General features: G+C 59.8%; 17 protein-coding genes and 2 pseudogenes. 7 read left to right on the forward strand and 12 right to left on the reverse strand.

Going from position 1 to position 18988, the window contains the following annotated elements:
• The 3 genes and pseudogenes from WH91_RS25065 to WH91_RS02245 all read left to right on the forward strand — a co-directional run.
• Positions 1 to 176 (forward strand): annotated as a pseudogene (locus WH91_RS25065) (integrase core domain-containing protein); the annotation flags it as partial.
• 184 nt (positions 177 to 360) lie between these two features.
• Positions 361 to 945 (forward strand): annotated as a pseudogene (locus tag WH91_RS02240) (IS3 family transposase); the annotation flags it as partial.
• Positions 946 to 1499: 554 nt separating this feature from the next.
• The gene (locus tag WH91_RS02245; protein WP_046169396.1) at positions 1500 to 1967 is read left to right on the forward strand and encodes a hypothetical protein; all 468 of its coding nucleotides are present in this window, start codon (positions 1500 to 1502) and stop codon (positions 1965 to 1967) included.
• A 22-nt stretch (positions 1968 to 1989) separates the two neighbouring features.
• On the opposite strand, the gene WH91_RS02250 is transcribed toward WH91_RS02245, so the two are convergent.
• Positions 1990 to 2436, reverse strand: a complete 447-nt coding sequence (locus WH91_RS02250) for a hypothetical protein (protein ID WP_046169397.1) — start codon at positions 2434 to 2436, stop codon at positions 1990 to 1992.
• Between the two features lie 413 nt (positions 2437 to 2849).
• Here WH91_RS02250 and WH91_RS02255 point away from each other — a divergent pair, with 413 nt between their 5' ends.
• From WH91_RS02255 to WH91_RS02270, 3 genes are all read left to right on the forward strand, one after another.
• Complete coding sequence (locus tag WH91_RS02255; protein WP_046169398.1) at positions 2850 to 3440, forward strand: helix-turn-helix domain-containing protein; 591 nt, start codon at positions 2850 to 2852, stop codon at positions 3438 to 3440.
• Positions 3433 to 4662 carry a type II toxin-antitoxin system HipA family toxin gene (locus WH91_RS02260; protein ID WP_046169399.1) on the forward strand — a complete coding sequence of 410 codons (1230 nt, stop codon included), beginning with the start codon at positions 3433 to 3435 and terminating at the stop codon, positions 4660 to 4662. The genes WH91_RS02255 and WH91_RS02260 overlap by 8 nt, the downstream gene beginning before the upstream one ends.
• A gap of 597 nt (positions 4663 to 5259) precedes the next feature.
• Positions 5260 to 5712: a Ros/MucR family transcriptional regulator gene (locus WH91_RS02270; RefSeq protein WP_046169401.1), complete on the forward strand. Its 453-nt coding sequence runs from the start codon at positions 5260 to 5262 to the stop codon at positions 5710 to 5712.
• 71 nt (positions 5713 to 5783) lie between these two features.
• Here the strand turns inward: WH91_RS02270 and WH91_RS25710 are convergent, their stop codons facing one another.
• Entirely contained in the window at positions 5784 to 6035 is a 252-nt protein-coding gene (locus WH91_RS25710) for an SDR family oxidoreductase (RefSeq protein ID WP_046169402.1), read from the reverse strand.
• A gap of 56 nt (positions 6036 to 6091) precedes the next feature.
• On the opposite strand from WH91_RS25710, the gene trhA reads away from it, so the two are divergent.
• On the forward strand, positions 6092 to 6742 hold the full coding sequence (trhA, locus tag WH91_RS02280) for a PAQR family membrane homeostasis protein TrhA (RefSeq protein ID WP_046169403.1): 651 nt from the start codon (positions 6092 to 6094) through the stop codon (positions 6740 to 6742).
• 145 nt (positions 6743 to 6887) lie between these two features.
• On the opposite strand, the gene WH91_RS02285 is transcribed toward trhA, so the two are convergent.
• The 10 genes from WH91_RS02285 to WH91_RS02330 all read right to left on the reverse strand — a co-directional run bounded on the left by WH91_RS02285 (position 6888) and on the right by WH91_RS02330 (position 18234).
• Positions 6888 to 7256: a hypothetical protein gene (locus tag WH91_RS02285; RefSeq protein ID WP_046169404.1), complete on the reverse strand. Its 369-nt coding sequence runs from the start codon at positions 7254 to 7256 to the stop codon at positions 6888 to 6890.
• A 2-nt stretch (positions 7257 to 7258) separates the two neighbouring features.
• Complete coding sequence (locus tag WH91_RS02290; protein WP_046169405.1) at positions 7259 to 8086, reverse strand: HpcH/HpaI aldolase/citrate lyase family protein; 828 nt, start codon at positions 8084 to 8086, stop codon at positions 7259 to 7261.
• The gene (locus WH91_RS02295; protein ID WP_046169406.1) at positions 8083 to 9285 is read right to left on the reverse strand and encodes a CaiB/BaiF CoA transferase family protein; all 1203 of its coding nucleotides are present in this window, start codon (positions 9283 to 9285) and stop codon (positions 8083 to 8085) included. The genes WH91_RS02290 and WH91_RS02295 overlap by 4 nt, the downstream gene beginning before the upstream one ends.
• On the reverse strand, positions 9285 to 10343 hold the full coding sequence (locus tag WH91_RS02300; protein ID WP_046169407.1) for an ABC transporter ATP-binding protein: 1059 nt from the start codon (positions 10341 to 10343) through the stop codon (positions 9285 to 9287). The genes WH91_RS02295 and WH91_RS02300 overlap by 1 nt, the downstream gene beginning before the upstream one ends.
• A 19-nt stretch (positions 10344 to 10362) precedes the next feature.
• Positions 10363 to 12462: an ADP-ribosylglycohydrolase family protein gene (locus tag WH91_RS02305; RefSeq protein ID WP_046169408.1), complete on the reverse strand. Its 2100-nt coding sequence runs from the start codon at positions 12460 to 12462 to the stop codon at positions 10363 to 10365.
• 23 nt (positions 12463 to 12485) lie between these two features.
• Entirely contained in the window at positions 12486 to 13673 is a 1188-nt protein-coding gene (locus tag WH91_RS02310; RefSeq protein WP_046169409.1) for an ADP-ribosylglycohydrolase family protein, read from the reverse strand.
• Positions 13674 to 13794: 121 nt separating this feature from the next.
• Positions 13795 to 15219, reverse strand: a complete 1425-nt coding sequence (locus WH91_RS02315; RefSeq protein ID WP_046169410.1) for an extracellular solute-binding protein — start codon at positions 15217 to 15219, stop codon at positions 13795 to 13797.
• Positions 15220 to 15290: 71 nt separating this feature from the next.
• The gene (locus WH91_RS02320) at positions 15291 to 16190 is read right to left on the reverse strand and encodes a carbohydrate ABC transporter permease (RefSeq protein WP_046169411.1); all 900 of its coding nucleotides are present in this window, start codon (positions 16188 to 16190) and stop codon (positions 15291 to 15293) included.
• Complete coding sequence (locus WH91_RS02325) at positions 16190 to 17182, reverse strand: ABC transporter permease (protein ID WP_082101946.1); 993 nt, start codon at positions 17180 to 17182, stop codon at positions 16190 to 16192. Before WH91_RS02325 ends, WH91_RS02320 begins: the two co-directional genes overlap by 1 nt.
• Positions 17183 to 17184: 2 nt before the next feature.
• Entirely contained in the window at positions 17185 to 18234 is a 1050-nt protein-coding gene (locus WH91_RS02330; RefSeq protein ID WP_046169412.1) for a LacI family DNA-binding transcriptional regulator, read from the reverse strand.
• Positions 18235 to 18988: the final 754 nt, after the last annotated feature.

Raw genomic sequence — 18988 nt, forward strand, 5'->3', positions numbered from 1 at the left:
CATGTCCGAGTCTTTCGTCAAAACCCTCAAACGCGATTACGCCTCGACCCATATCCTGCCCGACACCGATACCATCCTGGTCTTTGCCGGAATGGATGGAGGACTATTGTCAATCCCACCCGCACTCAGGACTGAAGTTCAAATCGCCCCGCCAGTTCATCCGCCTCAGTGCTTAAACCCAACCGCCGAACTGTCAGGTAAAACGGGGTCCACTCCAGGGCACGATTCCAAAGCCGAAAGCTTCCGACCCGAGGCTGTGTGAAAACTCCGGATTATGGTATGATTTGGCACTGCTTCGGAGGTGCCAAATGGGACGTTTTGTCCAGGCTGCTGACCGTGACCAGGCGAGCTTTCTGCCGGCACAAGCGCGTTTACCGCATCTACCGTGAGCTGGAGCTGAACCTGAGGATCAAGCCGCGCAGGCGGCTGAAGCGAGACAAACCGGATGCTTTGGCGGTGCCCGCTGCGCCAAACATGGTCTGGTCCATGGACTTTATGGCGGACCGTTTGGGAGACGGCCGACAGTTCCGGCTCCTCAATGTCATCGACGACTTCAACCGCGAGGGATTGGGCATCGAGGTGGATTTCTCGCTGCCCGCCGAACGGGTCATTCGTAGTCTGAACCAGATCATCGAATGGCGCGGCAAGCCATTGGCAATCAGGGTCGACAACGGCCCGGAATATGTCAGTGGCAAACTCATGGCGTGGGCGCAAAGCCAAGGCATTGCCTTGCGTCACATCCAGCCCGGCAAGCCCCAGCAGAACGCCTATGTGGAACGCTACAACCGCACGGTCAGGCACGAGTGGCTCGACCAATACACCATCGAAACCATCCAGCAGGCCCAGGAGTTCGCCACGCAATGGCTATGGACCTATAACAATGAGCGGCCCAATATGGGCATCGGCGGCATAACACCCGCCCAGAAATTGGCAATGGCTGCGTAAATTCTACCAAAGTGCCCCGTTAAAAACGGGGGGATTACCATCTCAACGGTGACGGATGCGGTGCTCGATGAAGTTGCCGCCTGGCAGCAGCGGCCGCTTGATCCGATTTATCCGTCACGGAGGTGCCGACGTTTCACCGGGATGGCTAATTTGGACAACCGGATTGTCGATCGCAACTTTGCCGTCCTCAGCCAAGCGTAGGCGTGGACAGAGTCGATGCTTGGACGCCGTGTCCGCGTTTAACGGCTTGGCGCACGACTTGTTTGCCCAGTCTAACGGCTGAGTTGACTTTAACGGTCAACATCAACGCTGGCCTAGTCCCGTACCGCATATTATGCGAATCCGAAACCGTCGTTCCTACGCAGCGCTCGGCGGCGACCAGAAGGAGGCCGGAAGCAGACTTTGGCGAGGTGAGGATAGTCGGTTGGCAATGCGCGACAACACGATGAGCTGGGTGGCGGAAACCAGTCGCCGATCTTTTTCTGGATTTCTATTGCTGGACTGAGCGCTTACAGCTCGAGCCTACCTCGATCTAGAAATGGACAGACACGGCGATGTCAGACCGCCAACCACCTATTCATTGGCACAACCTGTTTATCCTGGGTCAATACCAATACCAGGCGATGGCGGTATTCTTATTCCCCCTCATAGCTTTGGTCATCGCGGCTTCCGCCGCCGGCTGGGGATGGGAAGCATGCAGTGTAGAAGACTGCACCGCAATGCAGCGCCTGGGCGATCTTTGGAGCGCCGTCGGCTTTGTGTATGTCCTGCTGGAAGAAGTACTGAAGGTCACGCCTCAGTCGATGCACGAAGAGATCGAAGGATCCTTCGCACTTTTCGGAGATGACTTGCCAGATGCGCGCCAGGCTAAAGAACGCTTTAGAAGGTTCGCAAGGTTTACTGGGCGCATTCTCATGCCCCTTGTCAGAACTACGGAGGCATTCCTGGTTGTCGTCGGCACCGTACTAGGCGGATTTGGTGACCTTCTTGGTGCGGCCATTCGCACCACGTTACTCAGTTAGCCACCATTCCACTATAGCTTGATTACTCAACCGCGGGATCATCCGGGATCGGCGGATTTGCCCCGAGCGGGGCAATATTCTGGATGCGACAGGTTTCAGCCGCTGACCCTCCCAAGGCAAGGCATTGCGCAGGCGTCATCCCCTCATAGACGGAGGCGAGAAACGGCGCCCAGGTGCCGGTTGGTCGAAAGGGCAAAGTGCCACCTTTGGCCCATGCCTCGAATTCGGCATCGGGAATATCCACTCCAGAAAGTTTCTCCAATGTACGCAACGCAAATCGCCGCGGTATCTCGCCTTCCGTACCCTTGGTATCCGCGCGCAGGATCGACAGGCTAACATTCACCATTTGGATGTCTAGTTCACGATCCTTGTTCCAATACCCAGTGGCGGCGCTGCCAAGCACCCCGACTACGGTAATGGTGCTGGCCCCGATGCCGATCAGTAAGTCCTGCCACCATTTACGAGCCATGTTTCTCTCCGGAGCGCCGTACAGTCAACTCTGTAGGTTGCGCAGGGGCCAAGGGCAACACTGCGACTTTTCGGCCCCTACCTCACCGCTGCGCTAAAGCGTGCTGGTCGGGTTCACGTTGCAGGCCGCGGTGGCTTTGCGCCGCATCTCACGCAACTTAAGAACTGTCGGCACGAGAACGCATCTTGCCCCGAGACCCGTCCCATGCTGCGGGCGCGCGGGAGTCTGCCGTAGTGTCACTTGGGCTAGCTTGTGGGGCGGCTGAACGAGGCGTCGCGCGAGCCGAATTAGATATACAAATATATATGAAGATGGAATATTGATCACTAAATGATATCGGCCGATCACCAACTAAGTGACTCTTGATCGCGTAACATGTATCACCACGCTGCAAGGATACAGGATAATGCATCATGGGATATAAGAGCGAGCATCTCGTGAGCCAAGTTCGCGAGGTTCGGGAAGCCCTTGGGCTAAGCCAACGCGCGCTCAGCGAACGCACCGGCCAGACACAGAGCCATATCTCTCAGATCGAGAGCGGTAAAATGGAACCGGGGCTATCGAGCTTCATCGATATGGCCCGCGCGCTTGAGCTCGAACTCGTTCTCGTGCCGAAGAAACTGGTGCCAGGCGTGACCGCCCTCATGAGGTCGCAGGCTACACCCGACATGCACGTTCATGCGGGTCAGCCCAACGACAAGCGCTTCGCGCGTGCCGAGCGCCTCGTGAAGAAGCTCAAACAAGTCTATGGCAGCTCGGCCGACCTCGACCGCATCGAGGAGTACCTGCGTTTCCTCCGCCGCGTGAACCTGAGCGGTCAGGAGATGCAACTGGTGCGCGGCGAGATGGATCGACTCGAACGCTACCAGGTGAGCCCGCAGGCTGCTCCGGTTGTTCGTGACATCGCGCAGACCCTGCAACGGCTTCGCAACTCGGTCGCCCATGGCGTACCCAACGAGCCACGCGCTGCCTATGCGCTTGACGATGGAGACGACAATGCCTGACGTCTCGGTTCTCGATGTCCGGCTGAATGGGCGGGCAATTGCCACCCTCACCCACCTACAGGGCGACCGCACCATCTTCGCATTCAATGAGGACTATGTTGGGGACGCCAATCGCCCGACTTTGAGCTTGTCGTACAAGGACAATCTTGGTGGCCTGATTACAAACTCACGGCCCACGCAACGCGTGGTGCCGCCGTTCTTTTCCAACCTGCTACCCGAAGGCCATCTGCGCCGTTATCTTGCCGAGCGCGCAGGGGTGAATCCGCAGCGCGAGTTTTTCCTGCTCTGGATGCTGGGGCAGGATCTGCCCGGCGCGTTGTCTATCCACCCAGCCGAGGGCGAAGCGCTGCCGCCAGGCGTCGCTGAGGACCTGCCCGACAACGCGCGACCCAACGCCTATCGGTTCTCCCTCGCAGGTGTTCAGCTCAAATTCTCGGCACTCGAGAGTGGCCACAAGAGCGGCGGCCTCACCATCCCGGCCGAGGGCGTCGGTGGCTCATGGATAGTGAAATTGCCTTCACAACAATTCGCGGGTGTACCCGAGAATGAATTCTCGATGATGCGCCTGGCCTCCATGATTGGCATGGACGTGCCTGCCATCGAACTCATCGACCTCGATGCTATCTCCGGGATGCCGGAAGGCATTGGAGAACTGAAAGGCCAGGCGCTCGCCGTCAGTCGCTTCGACCGCACGGCGGATGGCCCCGTGCACACCGAGGACTTTGCCCAGGTGTTCGGGGTCTTCCCCGACGACAAATACAAGCGCGCGAGCTACGCGAATATCGGCCGCGTCATCGGTACAGAAACCGGCGACGCCGGCATCGCCGAGTACATTCGCAGATTGGTTTTCAGCGCGCTTATCGGCAACGGCGACATGCACCTCAAGAACTGGTCGCTGATCTATCCCGACAGCCGCACCGCGGCTCTGTCCCCGGCCTACGACCTCGTCTCCACTATCCCCTATATCGTGGGTGAGGACACTTCCGCCCTCAACTACTCACGTACCAAAAAGATGACCGAGCTCAACACGGAAGAACTCCGTTATATGGCGGCAAAAGCGCTGCTGCCAGAGAAGCTCGTCATCGATACCGCCACCGAGACCGTGCAGCGATTTCGCGAGGCGTGGGAGACGGAGAAGAAAAACCTGCCTATTGCAGAAAAGGCTACGTCGATGATCGACGCTCACGCGCCGATGGTGCCGCTCTATCGCGAGCTGTCTTAGCTACCATTTGCACCAGCACATGCCGGGGCGACGCTGGCGCCCTTTCCAGATCAGATATTATGCGAACCCGCTGCGCATCGACTTGGGCCGGTTGGATGATGATCCGCAGTCTTCGCGGCCCCCCGGACGGTGGCGCTTTCCAAAGTTGGCGCCGATTTGTGGCGCGCGTTGGAGCGTTATGATCGTCGCGACAGTGATCTCGCTTTACAGACCGTGTCTAATCGACCGCGTCGCTGCCGGCGGTGTCCTGCGCCGTCGCTCCGGAAGCGCTGCCAAGGCCCCGCTCGTAAGTGGGCTGACCGAGTATCAAATCCACGCAGTGCCGGACGGCATCCTGACGACTGACATAGCCGGGTTGGTGCGCGATCCAAGCGTCGATGGACGCAATCGTCTCAGAAGTAATGCTTACTGTAATGTGCTCTTTCAAAGCCGGTCATCCCTGTTGCCCAACGGCATTCTAGCTGCACCCGCACTCAAGACCAGTTTGAGGCGCATAGCGCCTCTCCGCTTAGCTTGTGGCAAAACAAAAGTGACGCATTGTAGCCAAGGTCACAGCTTAGATAAAAGCAGCAAGCCCTAAAGAGATCCAGAACTGCCATGAGCGAAGAAACCCACGCTGTTGATGAAAACCTGGTCCGCACGTCGGAGATCGTTGCGGCGTTCGTGGCCAATAACGCAATCGGTGCCAGCGACTTACCGCGCCTTATCGGAAACGTCTACACAGCGCTCGGCGGCCTCGACCAGCCGGTTATCGGTCCAACAGTGGAACTGGTGCCTGCGGTGTCGATCAAAAAGTCCGTGACTTCCGACTTCATCGTCTGCCTCGATGACGGCAAGAAATTCAAATCGATGAAGCGACATCTCGCTGGCCTTGGGATGACGCCAGACGAGTACCGTACCAAGTGGGGTCTGCCCTCAGACTACCCGATGGTCGCTCCGAACTACACGGCGACCCGATCAGCCCTAGCAATCAGCAGTGGACTGGGGCGCAAACCAGCGCCGGTGGTGGCGACGCCCAAGCCCAAGAGGAACTCAGCAAAAACCGCTTAAGGGAATGCTTGGTCATTTGTCGCCGATCCCGTCCGCGGGACAAGGATCCCGCGGTGATAACATCGCCGCGGTCAGGCAGCGGTCCATCCCATATCCACTGGAAGAACGGCGCCATTGAGGGGACGGGCCTCGTCGGATGCGAGAAACAGCACGGCGTTGGCAATATCGATCGGATCGAGCGTTCGGGGATCGCTGGCATGGTAGGCGCCCATGCGCTCCAGGGCAGCCTGGTCGAGAGTGCTGTCCTTGACGCTGTACCCGACAGCTGTTCGATGCGGCGTCTTAAAAATTTTCTGATCACTTAGATGCGCACTCCATCGCATCGGAGGCTCTCCCCTCCTATATCCAGCAGAAATCAACCTATTTTTGCTGAGAAATCATGGTAGCGCTCCCCCATTATCCGAGCGCCCAGGCGCGCTCCGCTGATCTTTTTATACATTTGCTTGGCCTAAGCCTTGCCATCATAGGCGGCGTCATCTTGCTCTGGATGGCAATTCAAGATCCGGCCCCTAGCAGGCTTGCCGTGACCGCAGTCTATTCGATTGGCGCCGTGTGCATGTTTGGGTTCTCGACCGCTTACAACTTCGCGCCCGCCAAATGGAAACCCTTCCTGCGCCGGCTCGACCATGTTGGCATTTTCCTGATGATCGCGGCCACCTACACGCCGTTCACGGCGTATTTGCTGTCGGGCGCCTGGGCGTGGTCGCTTACCGCAAGCCTGTGGTTTTTGGCCGGCTTGGGAATTCTCGGCAAGATTTTTCTGCCTCCGATTAGCCAAAAGGTCTGGGTGCCTATTTATCTAGGCTTGGCTTGGATCGGCGCCATCGCAGCAATTCCGCTTGCGGACAATACCTCTGGGGTTGTCCTGTGGCTACTGGCGCTTGGCGGCATATTCTATTCCGCAGGTGTTCTCTTCTACACGAACAAGCGCCTAGAGTTTGCCAAGGCCATCTGGCACGGTCATGTGGTGGCCGCGGCCTCGACGCACTGGGCAGCCGTGCTAGTGGGACTGTTTGTGGTCCGTTCCTGATTCCCGCACTCAATGGTGTCGGGCAGCGTTGAGAGTGGACGCTTGGCTTATAGGAACTACCCGGAAGCTACAGCTCCGCTCCTGTGGCGATAATGTCCATAACGGGGTGGATTGCTGACCGGCAGCTTGTGGTCGCGGGCCGACGTTAGCGGACGTTCATCGCCGCCCCGAAGGCGATCGCCGCGATCTGTTGGACGCGATACCAACTGATCAGAGCGGGATGAAATGGGCAACTGACATTAGTCGCTGAACCCATGTTGGCGGCGCAGTTCATCAGAGCGGGCCTAATCGACGAATTTGCAATCCATTCTGTGGCGGTCGTGCGCGACGCTGGCAAGCCGGTGTTCTTGATGTAAGGGCGCGACTGGATATGGACCTCACCGAAAGTTACAAGTTTGCCTCCGGCCTTATATTCCAGCGTTACGCCCCTCGGGACGAGCAGAAATAGACCTTCGGCGACGAGCGTCCAAAGATGGAGGGCACGCTGGCGGCTTGCGAGCTCGCAGATGCGCATCGCTAGTTTCGCAGGCCCAGGGTGCGTCGTGCGCGGGCGATAACGGGGACGTCGATCATCTCGCCGTCTAGGGAAAACGCGCTTTTATGGGATTTTGATGCGTCCAGAACCCTGGTCGCCCAGGCGAGTTCCTCATCGCTGGGAGAAAAGCCTGCGTTGAGAAGGGGGACGATGGATGGATGGATGCAGGTGGCACCGTCGAAACCGTGAGCGCGCGCCTCGTGTACTGCCAGCGTGATCGCTTCGAGGTCGGAGTAGTTGGCCACCGAGCGCAATAGGCCCAGCGACAGCAGACCTTTGGCCTTGGCGGCATAGTGGACTAGCAATTTCGGGAAATGCAGCACGGCCGGGGTTGGCAGCGCCCCGAGCGACAAAGCCAGGTCTTCGCCCCCCGTCGCCAGGCCGATCAGGCGCGGCGCGGTGGCGATAGCAACGGCGTTCAGCACTGCTCCCGGGTCCTCGATCAGTGCAATGAACTGCATTGGAGGCCGTTGCATTTCCGCTTCAATGTCGCTTAGTATATAAGCCAGATCATCAAGTTGCCGCGGCTGATGCACCTTTGGAATGACCAGCCCGTCAGCGCCCGCACGACATGCGGCCATCGCGTCGGCCAGTTGGATTTCGTCGCTGCTATTGATGCGGACTAATACATCGGCGCCGGCCTGCCCGACAGCGGCGACGCTCTGCCCGAGGCCCAGTCGGGCAGTGGACTTGTGTTCGGGCGCCACGGAATCTTCAAGGTCGAGAATGATGGCGTCCGCCCCGCGCTCATGCGCCTTGCCGATGAAGCGCGCCGAGTCTGCAGGCACGTAGAGCAGCGAGCGCATCATGGCATCACCGCGGCAATCGCGGCGTCGTCTACCCCAGCCGCTTGCAGCACTTCCCGCGTATGCTCGCCCAGACCAGGAGCCGGACGCCGCCAGGTGCCGGGAGTGGCCGAGAGGCGCGGCACGATATTGTGCATTGGCAGGGTACCAAACTCCGCGTCTTCGACGTCGACGATAATCTCCCTATCGTCGAAATGTGGATCGGCCATCGCGTCGGCGATATTGTAGATCGGGCCGACCGTAGCGCCTGCCTCACGCATGACGTTCAGGGCGTCAATGCTGTTCCGTGAAGCAAACCATTCGCTTATTGCGCCGTCCACCAGGGCGCGATGCCTGACGCGATCCGAATTGGTGGCGAAACGCGCATCATCGTTCATGTCGGCCCGGCCAATCACCTCGAAAATGCGACGCGCGACCTTGGGCGTCGATCCCGACAGCGCCAGGTATTTGCCGTCGGCGCATTTGTAGACATTACGCGGCGAGGCGGTATTGGAGGCACTGCCCACGCGCTGCTTGATCTTGCCGGTCACGGCATGGATCGCCGCCTCGGGGCCGAGCACCGAAAACATCGGCTCCAGCAGCGAAAGGTCGATTACCTGCCCGCGCGCCCTACCCGCCTGCCGCGCAAACAGCGCCATTGTCGTAGCTGAGGCACCGTAGATGCCGGCTATCATATCGGCCAAGGCCAGCGGCGGCAGCACTGGTTCGCGATCGGGAAAACCGGTGCGATCGGCAAAACCGCTCATCGCCTCGACGATAGTGCCGAAGCCGGGAAACTGCGCGTAAGGCCCGGTTTGGCCGAACCCTGAAATACGCACCACGATCAGGTCGGGATTACGCGTCAGCAGCGTTTCAGGCGCCAGCCCCATGGCCTCGAGCGTGCCCGGGCGATAGTTCTCGATAAATACATCGGCCGTCTCGATCAGTGTCCACAGAGCTTCCATCGCCGGCGCCTGTCTCAGGTTCAGCGACACCGAGCGCTTGTTGCGCCCATAAGTCTTCCAGAACAAAGAATGCCCGTCATCCTTCCAGTCGCGCAGCGGATCGCCTTCCGGCGGTTCGATCTTGACGACATCGGCGCCGAAGTCCGCCAGTTGCAGGCTCAGCATGTTGCCAGCCATCAGCCGCGACAGGTCGAGCACGCGGATGCCGTCCAGCGGGCCGGTGGCGGTCGGATCGAAGTGGCGGGTCGGACCGTGCATCAGCGCAGCCGCAGCCCCGTTGCCTTGTCAAAGATGAACAGTTTTGCCGGATCGATGACCAGGTTGATGGTCTCATCCGGGCTCAGCAACGCATGGTCGCGAACGACGATGGAAATATCCTCCTCGCCGATCCGCGCCAACACCTCCTGGGCATCCCCGGTTGGTTCGACGATCACAACCTTGGCCGGAGCGCCAGCGGCGCCCAGCGTAATGTGTTGCGGCCGCACGCCATAGACGATCTCGGTGCCGGCGGGAACGTCGAGCAAAGTACCCAGTGGCATGGCCTGCCCGCCCTTCACAGTCACCGCGGTACCGCCTTGATAGACGGCCTCGAACAGGTTGATCTCCGGCGAGCCGATAAAGCTGGCGACAAAGAGATTGGCCGGGTTGTTATACAGTTCGAGTGGTGCACCGGCCTGTTCGATGCGACCGCCATTGAGCACCACGATCTTGTCAGCCATGGTCATGGCTTCGGTCTGGTCGTGCGTCACATAGATCATCGTTTTGCCCAGTCGCTGGTGCAGCCGCTTGATTTCGCCACGCATCTTGACGCGCAGCTTGGCATCGAGGTTCGACAGCGGCTCGTCGAACAGGAACGCCCGTGGATTACGCACGATGGCCCGGCCCATGGCGACACGTTGGCGCTGCCCGCCGGAGAGTTCCTTGGGCAAACGATCAAGCAGGCTTTCCAGCCCCAGAATCTTGGCCGCCCCGGCCACCCGCGCCTTGATCTCGGGCTTTGGCGTTCCCGCCAGCCGCAGCGAGAAGCTCATATTATCAGCGACCTTCATATGCGGGTAGAGCGCATAGGATTGGAACACCATGGCGATGTCTCGCTCCTTGGCCGGCATGTTGTTTACCACTTTGCCGCCGATGGTGATCTCGCCCGAGGTGATGTCCTCGAGCCCGGCGATCATCCGCAGCAAGGTCGACTTGCCGCAGCCTGAGGGGCCGACCAGCACGACGAATTCGCCGTCGCCCATTTCGAGCGAAATATCGTTGAGCACGCTGACTTGGCCGTAGCTCTTGCCGACATGCTTAAGTTCGATTTCCGACATGCTGGTCCTCCCTTGCGGCCTAAGCCGTCTCGATGATTTCGATGCGGCCAACGCTCACCCGGCCCGCCGAGGCAAGCCGGATGCCCGACATGCCATAGACGTAGGCGCCGTCGTTGGCGGTGATGACTTCATGCCCATCCACTGCGAAGCTCAGCTTGTCTCCCTGAACGGTCAGCGCGAACTGGTAGCTCCTGCCGGCCTCGGGTTTGAACGGCGCGCGGGCCAAGATAGTTGAGCCAAAATCCTCCTTGAGGATCACCACTTCGTCGCCCTCGAAGCCCGCTGCATAGAACCGGCCGGTGCCCTGCACGCGCGCCGTCACCAGCTGGGAAATGCCCGATAGGCGCTGGATGTCTGCCTGCACGGTGACGTTGCGTGCATAGCCATGCCCGGTCCACATGTCAGCATCACCGGCGGTATGGCCGTGAATGCGGCCGGCTTGCTTGGTCCAATGCCCGCGATTGAAGCTGAAGCGCGAGATGGCGCCCCATTCCTGCGTTTCGGTCTCGGGCTCGATGACCGCGTGGCCGGCGCCTTCGACCTTGAAGTCGGCCAGGAACAGCCGGCCGAGAAATTTCAGGCGGCCAAAGTATTCGATGGAGATGCCGATCTCGTCAATCGCCTCGACGCCTTCCGGCACCTCGAAACTATAGTCCTGCCAGCCGGTCGCCGAGGGCACGTCCCAGGCGCCTGTTTCCTCGATGGCGCCGCTCATAGTCCGCCGTACATATGGGGCCACCCGCAAGTTGCCGTCGCCGTTCCACGGATCGAGCCACAGCTTGAAACTCACCATCTGGCCGGCATCGACCACCGGGGTAAACATCGGGCGATAGCGCTCGTCGTCAAAGTCGCTTCGGCGATAGAATGGCTTCCAGAACACCCGTCCGCCCTGCCCGCGCTCCAGCCGGTCGAGCTGGATTTCCAGCGACCCGCGAGAATCCTCGACATGGCGCTCGGTCGAGGCACGCAGCGAAATCTGGTTAAAGCCCTCGGTACGAAAGCCATGCGTCGAACCCGGCAGATCGAAATCGAAGCGCAGCCCGCGGCGGGTGAAATCCTCCTGCCACAACGCCGGCACCTCGCGACCGGCAAGTTGCAGCGCCAGCACGGTCAGCTCGCGCGCAAAGCTCGGGATATCGACGATATTGATCGAGCCGACGATGCCTGAGGCCACGAGGAAATCGTTGATCGGCTTGCGATACTTGTCCCAGCCCTCTTGCAGGCCCTGGAAGGTCGCGACGATCGCCGCGGCATTGCCGGCATTGCAGTCGGTGTCCCAGCCGGCCATGATGGCGATCTCGGCGGTGCGTGGCAGGTCGCCCTTGCCATAGAGGATCGCCATGATGGTCACGCCAGCATTGGGGATGATGTGGCAGACGCCCGGATAGCGGTCATAGCCCCAGTCCGCCGTCAGCAAGTCGCGGCAGGCGCGCCAGTCGTCCGGATTGGCCTTGTGGAAGTTGATCACCGCGCGGCAGACGCGGGCATAGGTCGAGCTGGCGTCGATGGTCGACATCGCTGTCTCGACGATCTCGTCGATGCTCTTTGCCTCGAAGGCCGCAGCAATCGCCGCCGCACAGAAGCGCGCGCCGTTGAGCCCGTCGCCATCATGCGCAACGCTGGCGGCCATAGCCGACATATCCGCCGCCCGCTGCGGATTGCCCGGATTTACCCAGCCCCAGCTATCGATGAAAATCTGCCCGCCGATCTGCTCGGCCACCGCAGCCCCATTCTGGGCGATCGACCCCGATTGTGGCGCGGCGATGCCAGCGCGCAGGTTGCGATAGGCGGTGTGCTCGGTCGACACACCAAAGCCGCCCCACCAGTACATGCCATGCTCTTCGGCGGCATAATTGAGCCAGGTCTTTCCGACATCCTCGGCGGTCGCATTCAGTCCGTAGTCGCGCAGCGCCCGGATGAAATAAACTGGCCCATTGGTGTCGTCGTCTGCAGCGAAATTCTTGAAATCGCGCAGATACTGCGTCACCTCGCCATAGGTTTTCTGAATGCGCTCATAGCTCCAGATGGTTGGCTCGACGGGCGCGCCGAGACGGACTCCGATGGCCTTCCCGATGAAGCCGGCATAGATTTTTTCGAGAATTTCAATTTCAGAGAGCATCAGAGTCTTTCAGTCGATAGAGGTCAGGAAGCCAGCGCCTGGGCTGGCTCGATGAGGAAGGCACGCGCGGCGTCCCGGCTGGCGGAAGTGGCGCGGTCGGCGCCGAGCATGGTTGTGACCGTGCGGGCAAAGGCGTCGGCGGATTTCGTCAGGTCCACGCGATTGGCCGCGTCGATCTGGCGGCGATCGTCGGCCACGATGATGCTTTCACCATGCATGGCGCCGAGGATCGCTCCGGCCATCACGCCGATGGAGTCGGTGTCACGTCCCGAGTTGATGCCGTCCTCGATCGAGGTGCGGAAGTCCCCGTCGTTAAACAGGCAGAAGCCCAGCGCCAGCGGCAGTTCCTCGATCGCCTGCAGCCGGCTTGGCCGATAGGCATCGGTCTGCCGGCCCACCTTTCCGATGCTGTGATTGACGTCATCGCCCATTACCGAATAACGACCGATGGCAACATGAAAAGCGTCGCAGACTGTCTCGTGATCGGCGCCGGTGCCACGCAGTCTGCGCGCAAGTTCCGCAATATCAAGGATGGCGTCGCGCGTGCCATCCTTGGCGAGGCCCAGCACGGCTTCGACAATACTATCGATGCTGCTTCTGGGCACAAACGCGGCAGCCACTGCCGCGGCCATCACCCCGGCCGCTTCGAGGCCGTAGCTTTCCTGATGGCCTGAGGCAAAGGCGATAGCCTCATCATAGGCCGCCTTGGGATCGGCTGCGTTCACCACCCCGATCGGCGCGATATACATAGCCGCCCCACAGTTGACCATATTGCCAATACCGCCCTGGCGGGGGTCGCAGTTGGCCAGTTGGTGCCGCTGGAAAATCCATTTTTCGGGATAGAACAGCCGATCGATCAGCATGGTTTCGCGCTGCAGCTCGGGTACCCAGCGCGGAATCCAGGCAATCTGGCGCACCATGCCGTCCGCCATGTCCCAGGCATCGAGATGGCGTTTTACATCGCCATAGATGTCCATCAGCGCCAACGTCATCAGCGTATCGTCGGTGACGATACCGTCGCCGCGTACCCGATGGTTCCGCTGCTCAGGCGGCAGGTCCATCTTGTGCCAACGCGTCATCACCGAAGTGACCCGTCCGTAGCGTTCGCGGATTTGCGCGGCCGACAGCTTCTCCACCGGCGCGCCAAGGGCGTCGCCTAGTGCAATGCCATGAAGCATGCCGCGCACTCGGGATTGTAAGGTTTGGGTCATGACGCTTCGTCTTTCTCTAAAGTCGCTACAGGGCGGTCCCCGATGCTTCAGTCGAGACCCTCCCCTTGCGGAGAGGGTCAGGGAGGGGGTGTGGCAAGGTCTCGCCACACCCAAACTTGCCCTACTTGACGACAGTCGCCGCGTATTCAGCCATGCGCTGGCCGCCCGCTGCGTTGTATTCGGCGACGAAAGCGTCCCACTGGTCGATGCCGGCTTCACCGGTGATGAACTTGGCCACCCAGCTGCGATACACCTGCTCAGTCGCATCGACGTCGGCTGCATAGTCGGCTGGCCAGACGAAGGCATTGTCCGGCTTGAAGTTGCTCTTGATCGTATCGAGCGCAGCCTGTGCGGTCGGGCTCAGCAAGGGCGTCGGCGGCGTCCAGTTGGCAGCGTTGAAGAAGCGGGCGTACCAGGTCGAGATCTGGTCGGTGAAGGTCACCGCGCCGCTCGCGTCCTTGGTGTACTGCGTGCCTTCAAAACCCATGCGATCGATGTCCTGGCCTTCCTTGGAGGCCATGAAGTCGAGCACGGCAAAGGCCGCTTCCTTGTTTTCGGAGATGGCCGAAACGGCCCAGCCGCGCGATTCCTTGGAAACGTCGAGAGCCGCGAGCCCCTGACCACCAAGACCAGACGGGATCGGCAGCAATGCCAGATCGATGGTCTCGCCTGGATGCGCCTGGCGCATCTTGCCGGTATAGATGTCGATCACTTCGGGAGACGACCCGAAGATCACACCAGCCTTGCCGGTGTAGAATTTGTCTTCCTTCACGTCGAAAGTGTTGGTGACATACTCCTTGTCGAACAGGCCCTTACTGGCGAGGCCGGCATAGAATTCCAGCTTGGCCTTTTCCGCATCGGTGACGCGTGAGTTGACCCAGGCACCATCCGCATTCTTCATCCAGGTGGAAGTTACCCCGAATGCCTGGTTGAAGATGGAATCGAGCTCGTTGGTATTGCCATAGCCGGTGAGGCCCAGCGTGTTGCCAGGCGTACCGTCTCCATCAAGGTCACCGTCATGGATGGCTTGGAAAAACGCGTCATATTCCTCGACAGTGGTCGGTGCGGCCACGCCGAGCTTGTCGAGCCAATCCTTGCGGATCACCGGCTGCGGGGCGCGGGGCGGATAGACATAGAGCAGGTAGGGGTAGTTGCTCAGGCGCTCGACATTGTGCGGCCAGAGTGCGTCCTTGATATGGGCTGAGCTCTCGATCAGCGGATTGAGGTCTTCGAGAATCCCCTGTTCGGCCATCTTCTGGTCGCCGCCCTGGAAATACATGATGTCGGGGATATCGCCCGACAGCAGCATCACGCCGAGCGCATCGGCATAGCTTGAACCCGGCAGGTCAACGATCTGCAGGTCCACATCGGTGCCCTGCGCCTTGAGCGCGGCCTCGATAGCCTCGATTTCCCTGACGTCATCCGGGTTGGTGGTCAACAAGTCCTTGCTGACAATGCGCAGCGTCGTCTGAGCCATTGCCGGCGCGGCGATGGCTCCGAACAGCGCGACTGCGGTCGTTGCCAGCAGCAGTTTTTTCAAAGTCATTGGTAGTCTCCTCCTCAGGTTATTGGTCTTAGTCGTCCCCGCCGAAGCGGTTTTTTGTATTGAGAAATCCCTCATCCCTTCAGCGCCCCGGACATTGTGCCCTTGGTGAAGAACTTCAGGATGAGTGGATAGATGGCCAGGATCGGCAGTATGGTGATCAGGATCATGCCGGCCTTGAGCGCCCTGATGTTGATCTGGGCCAGGCCGATGTTGTTATTGGCGTTGTTGGCGCCGACGATGGCGATCTTGTCGCCTTCGATGACGAACTGTCGAAGCACCACCTGCAAGGGCCATTTGCTCTGGTCGTTGAGGTAGATCATTGCATGGAAAAACTCGTTCCAGTGCAGCACCAGGTAGAACAGCGCGATGGTCGCAAGCGCCGGCTTGGCCAACGGCAACACTATCATGAAGAACACCTGGAACGGGTTGGCTCCGTCGAGCTCAGCCGCTTCGAGCAATTCCTTGGGAATTTCCTCGAAAAAGCGGATCAGGATGATCAGGTACCAGGCGCTGACCGCCCTATACATAATGACCGACCAGGGTGAGTTGAGCAGACCCATGCGCTTCATTAGGAAATAGTCGGGGATGATGCCCGGCTCGAAGACGATGGTGACCAGAACCAGGATGAAGATCAGGCGTCGCCCCGGCAGGCCCGGCCGGGACATGCCCCAGGCCATCAGCGCCGTGCCAAACACGCCGATGCAGACACTTGTTGCCGTCATCCAGATCGAATTGAAGATGCCGCGCTGCACGTTTGGGTGCTGCAGCAGCAGCGCCCAGACATCGAGCGAAAAGCCATCCGGGATGATCGACAGGCCCGAGAAACCTGCCACCTTGCTCGGCTCGGAGAGCGAGAGCGCCAGCAGGTTCAGCAGCGGCTGCATGGTGAATACCACCAGCAGCAGCAGCGTCGATACGATCAGCACATATTCGACCCGTTCGAGTGGCGTCTTGCGAGATTGGTTTGCCATCACCAAACCCCCTTCCCGGTCAATCGCTTGCTGACCAGATGCGAGGTAATGACGAGGATCATGCCGATCACCGCCTTGAACAGGCCGGCAGCCGTGGCCAGCGCATACTCGCCGGTCGAAAGCCCCATGCGATAGACATAGGTATCGATGATATCGATCGTCGACGCATTAACGTCGTTCTGCATATTGACGATCTGGTTGAGGTCGGCGGAGAGGAACAAGCCCATGTTCAGGATGAACAGGGTTGCGATCGTCGGCACGATGCCGGGAATGGTGACGTGCCAGATCTTCTGCCAGCGATTGGCACCATCCATTTCCGCGGCCTCATAGAGCTGCGGGTCGATGGCAAAGATTGCTGCCAGATAGAGCAGGCTGTCCCAGCCGGCCGAGCGCCAGATTTCCGAGATAACCAGCACCCAACGGATGGTGCCGGTATTGGTCATGTAGCTGACCGGCTGAAAGCCCATTGCCTGCCCGATCTCGTTGACCGCGCCATCGGTGGGCGAGAGCAGCGCGATGAAGACGCCCGCGATCACCACCCAGCTCAGGAAATGCGGCAGGTAGATCGCCGACTGGATGACGCCGCGCAGCTTGCCGTTGCGAACTTCGTTGAGCAGCAACGACACCATTATCGGGATAGGGAAGACGAACAGGATCTTCATGCCCGAGATGATCAGCGTATTCAGTAGCACCTGATGGAAAATCGGCGAGGAGAACAGCACCTGGAAGTTCTTCAGCCCAACCCAGATATTGGGCGGTATGATGCGCACGTTCTCGAAGGCCATCTTGGCCTCCCAGATCGGGACGTAGTGCCAGATGAAGAAGAACAGCAGGCCCGGCGCCATCATGGCGTAATAGGGCCACCATTGCCGCACCCCCAACAGCATGGCGGAAAAGCCGTTCAGAATCCGTTCATCCCGGCGCTCATTTGAGGCGGGAACGTTCCCATTGGATAGTACAGTGGCAAGCTGCTGTTCTTCTTGTCCAGCCATGTTCAGACCCTCCCTGCCCCGGCAATGCGCTTGGGGGCATGTGTCGACAGATCGGCGAGTGAGCCTCGCTCTATCAATCGGCACGGCATGTAAATCCGCCGGTGTTCCGGCTTGTGTTCTATCTCGTCAAATAGGCCTTCGACGGCCCGTTCGCCAATATCACGACCCGGCTTGGCGACAGTGGTCAACCCAGGCCAGGCAAATTCTCCTGACGGGATACCGTCAAATCCAATGATAGAAACGTCGCGCGGACAGTCAAGGCCTGCATCGCGCACCGCCATCATAGCGCCGAGTGCCATCATGTCGTTCGCAGCAAATACCGCCAGATGTCCAACCCGAGCACGGGCCATCAGCCGTTTCATCGCCTCGCGACCACCCTCGACAGTGTATTCGCCGTCTTCGATATCGAGGATACCGGGATCGACATCACGCTCGACGCAATGCTCATGCACAGCCCGCAGGAAGCGCGCTCTGGCCAGGCGCGACTTGGGCCCTAGGATCAAGGCTGGCGCCGGATGCCCCATCTGCACCAGGCGATCCAGCCCTAGCCGTACCGCTTGCGCGATATCAGAACCGACACTCGACACGTCGGGGAACCGCTCCGCGCTTGAGCCGATAAACACGCAAGGCAGCCCAAACCGATCCAGATCGTCAAAGCTGTCCGAAACGGGATTGATGATCGCGCCATCGACCCGCGCCCGCCGCAGCGTTTGCAAATGGGTCGCCTCGACGTCCGGGTCCCAATCCGATGAAAACACCAACAGCGACATGCCGGCCTGCGCAGCCCGGTCCTGTGCACCACGCGCCACATCGGCCCAGAACGGATTTGCAATATCCGGCATTACCAGCCCAAGCATGCCACTACGCCCCGACCGCATCCCCACCGCCAGGTGATTTCGCTCATAGCCGACAGCCGACGCCGCCCGCACCACACGCTCCCGCGTTTCGTCGGTGATATTGGTAGACCCTGTCAAAGCCCGCGCCGCAGTGCTCTTGGACACCCCGGCAAGCTCGGCAACATCAACGATAGTCGGCCGGCGATTACGGCTCATACTCACGCAGCCATCCTCCCACGGCGCCATGGGAACGTTACCGCGATTAAAAAGGATGTCAACCACTTCGAGTAATTCCAGACATACGCACCGGCTGCGGGAAGCTGGACCACCGGCTAAATGGCTGCAGCAAACCGCAAAAACTCTTTGTACTAAAACGCCGAAGTCCCCAGCTTTGGAGGACATGGGTAAAGAGCATTTAGGCTGTATCGGGCATATCGGCAGTCATCAGGTCCAGCCGCAAAAGCCCGCGAACGCTGGGGTTCCCAGCCCTTCCTGCGGCCGAGAGAATGTTTGCTTCTGAAGGATTGGCGGAGGAAGAGGAACCGACATCCAACATTGTCCACCTTAGAACGCCGGCGGCGCCTGGGTAGCGGCCCTGCACTGCTTCCTGCAAACAGTATCTGGTCTCTCTAGATTGGGTAGCAATCCGTGCGCTGGCTTTGTGGTCACCTAGCTAAGATGCCAGACGCTTGTCGTGTTGGATTGATCTTGGCCTCTCTTTCCCGGTTCGGCTCGGTAGCGCAGAGTGGCTCGACGATGCATTCAGTGTCGGCGACTTGTTGATGATAATGGTGCTTCGGCGGCTGGACGGCACGTGCATAATAGAGGAGTCTCCGATGCTCTCTGAACCGCGCCGGGAATTCCGGAGGCTGTTTGGTATAAGTTATGCGGCCATGGCCGTTTGTTCCAGTGCCGCGTAGAAGTTTGCCTCAGCTTCCGCTGGCGGGATATTGCCGATAGGTTCGAGGAG

Source organism: Devosia psychrophila (assembly GCF_000971275.1).
In the GTDB taxonomy this organism is placed as follows: Bacteria; Pseudomonadota; Alphaproteobacteria; order Rhizobiales; family Devosiaceae; genus Devosia; species Devosia psychrophila.